This is a genomic window from Flammeovirga aprica JL-4 (assembly GCF_012844305.1).
Lineage (GTDB): Bacteria > Bacteroidota > Bacteroidia > Cytophagales > Flammeovirgaceae > Flammeovirga > Flammeovirga aprica.
In genome coordinates this window covers 26,457-39,048 of record NZ_JABANE010000086.1, presented here as the reverse complement: position 1 = coordinate 39,048, position 12,592 = coordinate 26,457, and the positions used below count along the sequence as shown (strand labels likewise).

Below are 12,592 nucleotides of genomic sequence, written 5' to 3'. Positions count from 1 at the left end.
GTTGAATATGGTCTTTTTTCATCTCTATAAAATTTAGACCTATAATTTACGATAATTTAGTTTACAATGTACTTAAGTACTAGGACAAAAGTAAACGAGTGTTTCGTGCACCATAGTTAAAACTATGGGCAGGTAATAGGGCAACCTACTCAAGACTAAAGCCTTGAAGGTTGATAACGGAGGCAATACTTTAGTGGTGTTGGAGTCAATATCACCAGCCTATGACTTCAGTCATGTTGCACGTATATTATTGTTCCATTTCTTTTGTCACAGTACTTATTACACTCTATTTATTGCTACTTAAGTCAAAAATAAATCATTGCTGATTTGGACTTACTTATTCATAAACCACATCAAATGTTTTGGCAACTTTTACAGTGTAATTATCAAGTCCCCAAGCAAGGCTGACACCATCTGCTTTTTCTGTAACTTCAATCATACTCATTATATTAAGGGTTTGATTTGTCATTAAATCATCACCTTCAATTGTTACCTCCACTAGGTTTCTGTCTTTAAGGTCGTTTGAATTGCCAGGCCAATTTGTAGACGAACTCCATGTCAAACCATCAATATTAGTCCAGTCATTTGCGTCATATACTTTGGAAGGGTCATTATCATATCCAAACTTCACATATCTATCAAAAACGGGAGCTTGATTATTGTATTGTTCAGTGAAGCTCACCTCAACACGTCTCCAGTCCACTTCAACATCAATGTTTTTGATTAACCCTGATCTACCTCTGTCTACAGATTCAGACCATTCAAAAACGTTACTCATAGCAGATTTTGTTACTGTTTCTCCAAAGTTTTCTCTTTTTCCAGCTACCCACTCTAATTTTACACCATTGTTTGTTCTGATGAAGTGATAATCTCCAAACTCTTGTGATCTGAATCCATAAGCATTGTCACTGTCAATTTTGAATTTAAACTGAGCGTCACTTGCAAATTCAAAATCAGTGAAGAAATGATCTTCCCAAGTAGTTGATACTTCAATTTCAAAAACTTCAAAATCGATAGGGTAGGTCTCTCCATCCAACATTATTTCAACCGTTACGATGATAGGGTAGTTGCCATCAGGAATATTACTGTTTTCAGCAACACTGATTTCTCCAGTAGTTGCATCAATAGAAATTCCTTCAAATGGAGTCGTTTTTAATTTATAAACTGGATTATCTGTTACAGGGTCGCTGTTAATAGAAGCATTCATAGCTGTCCAAGGTGATAATTTCGCTTTTGACAAATGATCTCCTACTTGACCATTACCTAAATAAGTAATTACTGGTTTATCAGCTACAGTCATCGTAAATGCATCTTCTACTATTAATTCACCAACAGGAGTTGTTAAAATCACATTGTAAGAAGTAGTGCCATTTGGTACATTGAACCCATTTTTTGAGATCACGCCAGAGTTTTCATCGATGCTGATATCGCCAGTTTCTTTACCTCTATTATCAGTGATTGAGTAAGTGATTTCATCCAGATCAATATCCTCTTCTGTACTAATGGTTGGGGAAGCTATTTCTCCAATTTTCATAAAGTCAACCTCTGTATCCTCGTATAATAGATCAATAGCAATAGGATTCAAAGTAAAGCTGTATACATCCTCCAATGTCTTTGGACCACGATCTGTTTCAACTAGAAGCCCGATAGTATAATCACCTATAGGTGTATCAAGGCCTGTCTTTGATAACTGTCCCAAAGTATCTATAGAGATTCCTTCAATTTCAGGGAAGTAAGATAATTCTAAAATTGAATATCCTTCTAGGGCTTTGATCTCAGGAGTAGCAAAAACGCCTTCTTTTGTGAATGCAATAGAAGAAGGTGCTTTAGAGTAATCAAAAGTAAATGGTAATTCCATCAGCTGAATCGTACAAGCACTATCCTGATAAACAGAACCACCTTTGTAGTCCATTCTGATTCTCATTACATAATTACCGTATGCTTGATTCTCCAGATCTACATTTGCAGTAGAAGTTAGGATAATTTCTCCCGTTGTTCTATCAACTTGAATTAAGTTTGCAAATTGCTCGTGGTCAAAATCTTCCACATCTGAAGAAACAGAATCCAAGAAGAAGTTTACATAAGAGGTACCTTCCCATGTAGGGGTGGGTACAAAGATAGTATCTACATACCCTATATCTACTTTGTCATACTGTAGATCATATGGGGTTTGTTTGTCAACATCTTTTAAATGATCAGGTGTTTCAAGTTCTTTTTGACAGCTTGAAAAACTAGCCACCAAAAAGAGAAGGAAACCAATATATCTATATTTATTTTTCATTCTTAAATCAATTTAATGTTAGTAACCAGGGTTTTGATCTGCACCAGTGATAAGATAATTTGAATTGATCTCATCATTAGGGATAGGAAGGTACATTACTCTTGTGTTGTCAGGGTAAGTAACATCAATGGAAGGTACACCTAGTGGTCCTTGAACAAAGTCGTTATGTCTGTCAATCACATTTGTTTTAAAGAAGTTGTAACCTCTTTTTCTAGCATCAAACCAATCAGTACCTTCACCTACAAGTTCTAATCTTCTTTGCCAGAAAACTTTCAAATCAAACTCATCTTGTCCCATTGGAGCCCAATCTTTAGGAAATTCAGTAACTGTTTCTCCTGAGTTTCTAGCTCTGCTCAACACTTCATTTACGTAGCTGACAGCATCACCAGCAAGTCCTTTTTTATTGGCAATTGCTCCCATCATTAATAAGTAGTCAGCATATCTGAATATTACCCAGTTTTTATCGGCTGTTACTGTAGTAGCTGTTCTATCTCTTTGCATTAATTTATGCAAAGGAGTAAAGCCTGTAGCAAGGTTAGTTCTAGTGACTACTCCTTGAACTTTCTTTTCTGGATAATGTAGTGTCTCCCAACCATTATGTCCTATACTGCCGTCATCATTTTTCTTATAACCGACATATCTGTTCATAAATGTTTCTCCAATACGTGGATCTTCAGGAGACTCTTCTACCATTTTGTCATACAACTCAGGATTTGCATATAGCCTCCCGAAATTATTAACCCCCATTGTATATGACTTAGGAGTAAATGTTCTGTAGAATGAAGTTTGTGTAGCTGAAGTAACACTAAATTGAATTTCAAAGATTGATTCAGTAGTGTTGTTTCCTGTTTGTAATTCCCACAAATCACCATATCGAGGAACCAAGCTGTATTTTTGGTGAACTTTCAAACCTTCTTCATAGGCTAAGTCCCAATAGATAGAGCTTCCTTGATCTGTATAACCTTCTACTTTTAACCACTCATCATTACTCTCAGCAGCATAAGCGATAGAGCTATACACTTTAGCCAATAAGAAGTTAGCAGCATATTTTTTGGGAAAACCAAACTCTTGATCATCGCCAGCCATCATTTCAGTAGCCTTTTCTAAATCAGAGATAATGAGATCCAACATTTCAGCTTTTGTAGCTCTACCTTTGTATACTTCTTCCATGGATACCGGTAAGATTCTCAAAGGAGCACCACCCCAATATTGAAAAATTCTGTAATAGTTAAGTGCTCGTGCAAAATAGGCTTGACCAACATAATTTCTTGATGTTGAAGGTACACCTTCAGCCATCATATCCCCACCATTTCTTTTTTCGATATTGTAAATGATATCATTGGCACTATTAATAGTTTTATAATAGTTCAACCATGCATCATTTACAGGGATATCCGTAGGTGTTGCATTCAAAGATGCAATAGTGAAGTTGTAATCTTTTTTCCCTGAATAGAAAAAGCCAGAATTCATCGTTACATCATGTTGTTGTGAGGCATACCCTTTAAAATCCAACATAGTACCATACATCCCCAATACAGCAGATTTCTGGCTTTCTATTGTACCATAGACTTCATCTTCTGTAAGTACAGGAAGAATCTCATTAGAGCATCCAAACCCAATACCCAAAAGCCCAATTATGATTAGTTTATATATTGATTTCATTTCGTGTAGTTTTTATGTTGTTGGAATTAAAAAGTAAGGTTACAACCAACTAAGTAAGACCTCACGTTTGGATAGGCTCCCCAGTCAACTCCAATTAATGAACCGTTGTAAAGATCATTTGTCACTTCTGGATCATACCCACTGTAGTTCGTAAATGTAAATGGATTAGATGCTGTAAAGTAAAGGTTGATTTTCTCTAAAGCAGATGACTTGATTTGTAAATCATAAGACAATGTAATGTTGGCAAGTCTTAAATAACTTCCATCTTCAATAAGTTGATCTGTAACATAATTGTCCATAACATTTTCTTGTCCAAATAATACTCTTGGTTGACTACCTTGAGGATTTTCTTCTGACCATGCATTGTAGTAAGCGTCTTTACTCATACTCCATTGCGTACCACCTCTTGTATAGGTATAGAAAATTTTATTGGCGTTTAGTATATCGTTTCCTTGAACACCACTCCATAGCATACTTAGCGAAAGTGCTTTATAACGGAAAGTAGTTCTAAAGCTGTAAATGAAGTCTGGGTTTGGATCACCAATAATGGTCTTATCTTCAGCAGTAATTTTACCATCACCATTTTGATCAACAAATCTAAGGTCACCTGCCTTATTTTCAGTACCGAAGGTAGGTCCGGCTTTAGCCTCTTCATCCGATGTATAAATACCATCTGTCTTATAACCGTAGAATAATCCAATTGGCTGACCCTTGATGAAGATATTGGCAGCATCCATGGTATTTGAAACATTATCACCTAAATAGAATTGTTCTTGAACCAAGTTGCCATCAATATAAATTCCTGATGTTGGTAATCCTAAGTCACCTAGTTCAGTAACGTTTTTAGTGATTGAACCACCAATAGTAATTCCCCAGTTTTCTTTGTCAACAATTACTCCTTCAAGGTTTAATTCTATACCACGGTTGTACATTTGGCCTCTGTTTACATAGAAGTAATCAAAACCAGTAGAAGCAGGAGCTGCAATTCTTTGTAGTAAATCTTGTGTGTTTTTATGATAAACATCTAAAGTACCATTGATTCTTGATTTATATAAACCAAAGTCAACTCCTACATTAAGCTGCTCTGTAGTTTCCCAAGTAAGAGCAGCATTTGGAATGTTTGAAGGAATTGTCCCCACCCATGAACCGTTAGATGTACTGCCGTATAAGTTAGTGTTATATCCTTGGAAAGTATTGTAAGGAGGAATACCTTGGTTACCCGTTCTACCCCATCCAGCTCTCATTTTCAAATCCGAAACTACTTCCGATGACTTTAGGAATGATTCTTCAGATACAAACCATGCAGCAGAAGCAGAAGGGAAGAAACCCCATTGGTGTCCTTCAGCAAATTTTGATGATTTATCCGCTCTGAAATTGGCAGTCAGTGTGTATTTATTATTAAAAGTGTAATTAACTCTGCCTAAATACGAGAATACGTTTTCATTATAAGGTAAATACGTGTAAGGTGATAAAACTACTTTACCTAATTGAGGAGATTCGGTTCTTCTTGACTTATTATCAAAATCAGAAACTACATAAGTGATGTTATTTTTGTCAATATTGTCGAAAGTAACTACAGCTGTAGCATTGATTCTATGTTTATTATTAAATCTCTTTCTGTAAGTTAAGATACCATCAACATTGTAACTTGTTCTATCTTGTCCCATTTCGCTATAGAGACCATTGTACTGATCACCTTGGAAAGTACCGGGACCGTACCAGATTTTTCTTGATTGGTTTCTGTAATCTAAACCAGTTCTCAGTTGGAATTTCAATCCCTTTGTAATGTCGTAGTTTAGTTTTACAGAGGTGATATTACGGAGTTGTTTAGTGATATCGTCATTGTTTTCTAAGAATTGAATTGGAGTGTTTTGAGTACCTTCACCGTTGTTGTCGTCATCTTGTATTCCAGCTCCAGTTAGTGGGTTTTGACCAACAGTTCTATGAATTAAAGAGTTATTCGCACCTGTTTTATTTCCGGTTTGAGGGTACATCCCTTCCATAAAAAATAAGGTGTTCTTAAAATCTAAAGAAAACTTTCGGGAAAGCTTTTGATTGAGATTAAATGTCATATCACCACCTTGCTGATGTGCTCTCTGTACTATGCCTTCTTTATTTTCATATCCTACTGAAAAGTAATACTTGCTTTTTTCTGTACCGCCACTCATCGACATACCTGCATTGTAAGTAACTGCATCTCTGAAAACTTCATTTTGCCAGTTATGTTGATCGTATTTTTCGCCTGTAACGGCATCATAAACTTCTCTAGTATTATGGTCCAGTTTGTAGATTGGTTGCCAACCTTCTTCCAGATTTCTTTCATTATAAAGCATAGCAAACTCATAACCATCTAAAACGTCAATGTTTCTTGCGCTCTGGCTGATTGATGTTTGGGCGTATACGTTTATTTTAGCATCACCTTTTTCTCCTTTCTTAGTAGTGATTAAAACAACACCATTGGCACCTCTTGAACCGTAAATTGCAGTAGCAGATGCATCTTTCAATACTTCAATGTCTGCGATATCTCTAGGGTTGATACCTGCAAGGCCATTGATAGGTGCAGCAGAAGCAGTAGCGGCATTTGAACCATTTTCCATAGTTTCACCAGCACTACTTACTATTACACCGTCTACAACATATAAAGGTTCATTATTACCTCTTAATGAGTTGACACCTCTAATTTTAACAGAAACAGCTCCTCCAGGATTACCACTATTACCGCTTACTTGTACACCAGATACTCTACCTTGTAATAATTGGTCGACAGAGTTAAACTGTCTTGCGATGTTTTCATCTTCTTTTACAGAGCTGATAGCACCTGTCAAATCTCTTTTGTTGACGGTACCGTAACCGACAACGACTACTTCATTTAGTAATTGTTCTTCATTTTCTAACGTAAAGTTCTTTTCTGTTTCCCCATTAAAAACCCAAAGAATTGGTTTCATACCAATATAACTTACTTTCAATGTCTGGCCTACCTGAAGGCCAGAAATCATATACCTACCATCAAGGTCTGTAACTGTTCCCTTATCTGATTTAGTAATTTTCACAATTGCAGAAGGCAGGGGAGCACCCGTGTCAGCATCTTTAATTACACCTTTCAATACAAGGTCTTGTCCAAGGGCAATTTGTGTAAAATTGAATGACAATAGAATCATGCAGAATAAGAGCCAGTGATGTCTTTTTCGTAGTTTCATTTCATCTTAAAATAAATTAAAAAATAAGTTTACTGTTTCTACAAATGTACTTTTGACATTTAGCTTAGAGGGGCGGATTTTAGTCCAAAAACTGAAAAAGTAGTCTTTTTAGATAATAAAAAATGGTCATTATTGACAGCAAACCTTGTAAGGAACATTTTCTTAACTATTAAAACCCTATCTCTTATTGTTTAGCTTAAATATGAATTAAGCGATACTGTGATCAATAGCAATTGATTAGTTGTGCGTTTTTTCGTTTAGCAAAATTTCCATAGTAAAATTAATTCTTGTTTTGGTGAACATTATATTTTGAACACGAAAATAAACACTTTTTGACATTATTAACAGTATTATAAAAAGAGATAGTAAGAATTGCTTGTCAATGTAATTTATACTACAAAATCGAAGGGTATTTTATAGGAGACTTGTAATTGATTAGTGTTATAGGAAGGTATTTATTTTTTATTTAACGAGAAAGAAGTCAAAGTAGATCCATTATTTATTAAGATGAATTGATGTGGAATAATTACCGTAATGAATCAGTGTAATAATAGTTCAAGTGTAGTAAAATGTTGTTTTTGAGTGTTTTGGTGGTGTTTAATGGACGATTATTACCCTTTAAATGAAAACTAGGTCCTTTAAAAGTAGGGGGAAGGGGCTTTTAATCAGAAATGTTTTTTTATAAAAAGGAATAAAAGTGTAACGTCCATTTTGAGATTGAAGGTAATATTTGTCAAAAGCGAAAAAAGTATGAAATCTTATTGATATTTGAATTATGCCTGCCACAAAAAGTTATAGCGAATTTTTTAAGTCTAATTTTATCCATTATTTGATTCTGGTGGTTATTACGGTTAGTTGCAATAAAATAAGCCAGCCAGCAGAGCGACCTAACATTCTCTTTTGTATAGCAGATGATGCAGGTATGTTTATGAGTGCTTATGGATCAAAGTTTGTGAACACTCCCGCATTCGATAAAGTAGCACAGAACGGGTTGCTATTTATGAATGCCTATACTCCCAATCCTAAAAGTGGACCATCGAGAAGTATTGTACTCACGGGCAGAAATTCATGGCAGTTGGAAGAAGCAGGAGGCCAGAGTATATTTTTTCCTCAGAAATTTAAAACTTATGTAGAAACGCTCAATGAGCATGGCTACAATGTTGGTTTTACAGGTAGAGGATGGAGAGCTGAATCATCTGATATAGGAGATGAGATTTCGAGGTTATTAACGGGGAAGTCCTATAATAAATACAAAATGATACCTCCAACCAAAATGATTTCCTCTGACAATTACGCTAAGAACTTTGAGTACTTCTTAGCTCAACAGGAGGCGGGCAAACCATGGGCTTTTTGGTATGGATCAAAAGAACCGCAAAGAGGATATGCTTTTAAGTCTGGTGTAGAAGTAGGTGGGAAGAAATTATCGGATATACCTTCGGAAGAGATTTATAAATTTTGGCCAGATAATGATACCGTAAGACATGATTTGCTAGACTATGCTTTGGAGGTAGAATATAGCGACCATCACCTGGGCTTAATGCTAGAGAGTTTAGAGAAATCGAATCAGCTGGACAATACACTCATTATCGTAACATCGGATAACGGTATGCCATTTCCGAGAGTACAAGGAAAAGATCATGAAAGAAGTACTCATTTGCCATTGGCAATTATGTGGGGAAAGGGCATTAAAAATCCAGGAAGAGTCATCAATGATTATGTTTCTTTTACTGACTTTGCACCTACTTTTTTAGAGGTGGCGGGTATTGATGCTAAAAAAACAGAGATGAAAAAAATGGCAGGTAAATCACTGACAGCTCTTTTTTATTCCTCAAAAGAGGGTATTGTTGATGACAAAAGAAATTATGTACTGCTTGGAAAAGAGAGAAATAACTTTTTGAAAGTAGTGCCTAATGATCATCCGGTAAGGGGAATTATTATGGACAACTACTTATTTCTACACAATTACTCTGAAAGTTTTAAGGATGAAAACATTGGTTCAGTAGATTGGTCTTATGAAATAAACCCTACGCAATCATGGATTTTGAAAGCAAAAACAAATAACGATAATGATCAGTATTGGGAGTGGGCATTTGGAGAAACTGAAAGGTATGAATTATATGATATTAAAAATGATCCTGACTGTATCAACAACCTTTCCTCGTTACCAAGATATAAAGATCGTGTAGAAGAAATGTCATCTTATATGAATGAAAGATTAATAGAGCAAAATGATCCAAGAATGTTCGGGAAAGAAGAAGTGTTTGAAAGGTTACCTTTTTCAAATCTTTATACCCAAAATCCGTTTTGTTTGGACTCTAATAATATTGAAATACCAATCTTTTAATTTTTTAATGAAGTATGATTCACCTAATGTCAATGTTTAAAACTTTTAAGTGTTAAATTAGAACTTTTAATATTATCACTACCATAAAGAGGTTACTTTATAACAGAATGAAATCTTTATTTACCATATTATTACTGTTTCTTCTCAATGTTTCTTATGCTTCAAATGCATTTAAGATACACGCTCTGACAAAGTATTTGTCCAATAGTGAGGTATATTCATTGCTGGAAGATCATAACGGTTATATCTGGATTGGCACTTTGGATGGCTTGAATTATTATGATGGTTATGATATAAAGGTGTTTAATATTGGTGATAATAATGAAAATTCACTTTCCAACAATACCATTTATGCCTTAGCAGAGGATCAGAGAGGAAGGATCTGGATTGGGACAAACGATGGATTGAACATATATGAACCTCTTTATGATCGTTTCACTCAGGTTTCTCTCAATAAGTATGTCTCTCGAAAAGAGCGTGTCAATACATTTTTGATTCAAGGAGATTACCTTTTTGTTGGTACACAAGTGGGGTTGTATATCATTAATATCAATCAAGAAACGGCTCAAATCAAAGAAGATAATTTTATAAAAGTCAATGAAATATTCTCTCAGTCTTCCATTAATAATATAGTTATTGACCCAAAAGATAAAGAAGTGCTTTGGGTGGCTTCAAGCCATGGAATGGCAAAGATCAAATACAATCACAAAAAGAAGAGAATAAGTATACTATCAAAACCTCAGAGTCTAGCAAAAGTGAAAATTACCGCACTTGATTTTGATGAGAAAGATAATATCTGGTTTTCAACCGTAAATGCCTTGAATAAATATTCAATTACGGAGGATAAAGTGGAGAAGTGGAAAGATATTAAAGCCATTTCGGACTTGCAGATAGACAATAACGGTAATTTATGGGTATCATCAGTAACGAGCGGCTTATTTTATCTTGATTCTGCTAAGTTTGAAAATAAGCAGGCCAATATCCGTAAATTGATGCGAACTTCTACACCTCTTATCAGAACATTATTACTGGGGAGAGATGGCACTTTATGGATAGGAACAATTGGTGAAGGTGTAAATTATCTTGATGTGGATAATAACCCTTTTAAACTTTATAATATCTCTAAATTCATTGAAAATCAGAAAATTACGCATTTTGTTAGATCTGTTTATAAGGATGAAAAAACAAACTGTATTTACTTTGGGTTACACAATGGTGGTTTATATGTATATAATCAAAATAAAAGGTCTACGCATAAGGTAGGTTTAGGAGAATTGTTGGTGTTTGATATCAAAAAAATCAATGGAGAGTTGCTTGTAGGAAGTAAGCAAGGTGTTTATAAAGTCAAACAATCCAATTCAAGTTATTCAGTTGAAAAGTTGATTGCTATCCCGTCTACTTGTACTAATATAATTCCAAGTGCTGACCCTTCTAATATATGGGTGGCTTCTTTGGATGGAGTGTATAAATTTCATAAGAATAACGACCAAAGTTATACCTCAAAACTGTATAATAGAGAGTCGGTACCGAACCTTTCAGGAAGGAATGCTAGAGTGCTTTTTTATGATGAAGAATACAAAGAAATGTGGGTGGGTTTTGAAGGTGGAGGCTTGAATATTTTGTCTCTTGATGAAGAGGAAAATGTTAGAAATGTCAATATCATCAATGCTAAAATTGGAGAAAAAGTAATCTCTAATGATTTTGTAAGATCAATTCGTAAAACCCTAACCGGTCAATATCTGGTAGGTACCTACAATGGACTTAATATTTTAAAAAGAACTGGAGATGACCTTTTTGAGAATACGATCATTACTAAAAACGATGGTCTGCTTTCTAATATGATTCAAAGTATAGAGCAAGATAAGGAAGGGAATATCTGGTTGGGAACTAACAATGGAATGAGCCGTTTGACGATCAATGCAGATAAGTCTTTCAGTATCATTAACTATAACCGTCAAAATGGATTACCGAGTGCCGAATTTTCTGAACATACTTCAAGTAAAACTGAAAGTGGTGAAATTTTCTTCGGAACAAATCATCTTTTCTTTTCATTCAACAGTGAGGATATAGTGGTGAGCGGTAAAGGTCTCAAAGTATCAATTGATAAATTTTATATTCTTGGAGAAAGAGTTTATCCTAACAGAGATTTTCATGGAGAAATCAAAACTAAAGTTTTAACAAACGACCTTACATCTATTGTTCTGTCACCCAATGAAACTTCTTTTTCACTCGACTTTATGGTCAGTGAAGTAGGAAGAGCAAAAAGGGTAGCCTACGCTTATAAGTTGGAGGGATACGATGAGGAATGGAAATTTTTGACCAATTCTAATAGACATATTGAATACGTTCATTTGCCTTATGGCTCTTATAATTTACTTTATAAAGCGTCTTCTGTTGATGGTATTTTTGATGAAGAATATCAGTCTTTAAGCATTCAGATAGATCGTCCTTATTATCTGAAATGGTATGCATTTTTGAGTTATGTTGTCGTATTGTTAGGGATACTTTACATTCTATATCTATCAAAATTCAAACATGATGCAGAAGAAAATATAAATATTCAAGCCAATCATCAGTTAGAGACTAAACTGAAAGAAGTGATTGAGAAAGAGTCGGTTGTGACAGCAGAAGAGACTACAAATCAAGGTGCTGAAGAACAAGAGGAAGCAAAACCTGATACTGAGGAGCAAAAAGAATCAGAACAGGTGGTGGAAGTGACTGAAGTGATCAATGAAGATAAACCGAGACTTTCTATTCAGGACGAAAAATTCTTGAATAAACTATCTGAGGCTATAGCTGAGGGATTGTCAGATTCAGAATTTACCATAGAAACATTGGAAAGGGAGATGGGAATGAGCCACTCCAATTTCTACAGAAAAGTAAAAAAAGTAACAGGAAGGTCTGCTAAAGATATCCTTCAGGAGGCCCGATTGAAAAAGGCAGCTTTCCTTATCACTCAAGAAGAATATAGAGTATCTGATGTGGCCTATATTGTAGGATTTAATAATCCAAAGTACTTTAGTAAATGCTTTAAAGAGTACTTTGGAAAGACACCAAGCCAATACGAACAATCTGAAAAACAACGAAAAGAAGAAGTGAAAAATTAGA

At 35.0% G+C, this 12,592-nt stretch carries 5 protein-coding genes; 2 read left to right on the top strand and 3 right to left on the bottom strand.

What is annotated here, in order from left to right:
- Window positions 1-337 precede the first annotated feature (337 nt).
- The 3 genes from HHU12_RS24350 to HHU12_RS24340 are packed head-to-tail and all read right to left on the bottom strand — an operon-like array spanning window position 338 to window position 7,140.
- On the bottom strand, window positions 338-2,281 hold the full coding sequence (locus HHU12_RS24350; protein WP_169659346.1) for a hypothetical protein: 1,944 nt from the start codon (window positions 2,279-2,281) through the stop codon (window positions 338-340).
- Window positions 2,282-2,299: 18 nt separating this feature from the next.
- Window positions 2,300-3,943 carry a RagB/SusD family nutrient uptake outer membrane protein gene (locus HHU12_RS24345; protein ID WP_169659345.1) on the bottom strand — a complete coding sequence of 548 codons (1,644 nt, stop codon included), beginning with the start codon at window positions 3,941-3,943 and terminating at the stop codon, window positions 2,300-2,302.
- A 26-nt stretch (window positions 3,944-3,969) separates the two neighbouring features.
- Window positions 3,970-7,140 carry a SusC/RagA family TonB-linked outer membrane protein gene (locus HHU12_RS24340; RefSeq protein WP_169659344.1) on the bottom strand — a complete coding sequence of 1,057 codons (3,171 nt, stop codon included), beginning with the start codon at window positions 7,138-7,140 and terminating at the stop codon, window positions 3,970-3,972.
- A gap of 775 nt (window positions 7,141-7,915) precedes the next feature.
- Between HHU12_RS24340 and HHU12_RS24335 the strand changes: the two genes are divergently transcribed.
- Both HHU12_RS24335 and HHU12_RS24330 read left to right on the top strand, forming a co-directional pair.
- A complete protein-coding gene (locus HHU12_RS24335; protein ID WP_169659343.1) occupies window positions 7,916-9,484 on the top strand; it encodes a sulfatase family protein in 1,569 nt (522 codons plus the stop codon).
- Between the two features lie 107 nt (window positions 9,485-9,591).
- The gene (locus tag HHU12_RS24330; RefSeq protein ID WP_169659342.1) at window positions 9,592-12,591 is read left to right on the top strand and encodes a ligand-binding sensor domain-containing protein; all 3,000 of its coding nucleotides are present in this window, start codon (window positions 9,592-9,594) and stop codon (window positions 12,589-12,591) included.
- Window position 12,592: the final 1 nt, after the last annotated feature.

Bases quoted from the DNA above. Each gene is read 5' to 3' on its own strand.
- HHU12_RS24350 (WP_169659346.1), bottom strand. From the start codon at position 2,281: ATGAAAAATAAATATAGATATATTGGTTTCCTTCTCTTTTTGGTGGCT.
- HHU12_RS24345 (WP_169659345.1), bottom strand. From the start codon at position 3,943: ATGAAATCAATATATAAACTAATCATAATTGGGCTTTTGGGTATTGGG.
- HHU12_RS24340 (WP_169659344.1), bottom strand. From the start codon at position 7,140: ATGAAACTACGAAAAAGACATCACTGGCTCTTATTCTGCATGATTCTA.
- HHU12_RS24335 (WP_169659343.1), top strand. From the start codon at position 7,916: ATGCCTGCCACAAAAAGTTATAGCGAATTTTTTAAGTCTAATTTTATC.
- HHU12_RS24330 (WP_169659342.1), top strand. From the start codon at position 9,592: ATGAAATCTTTATTTACCATATTATTACTGTTTCTTCTCAATGTTTCT.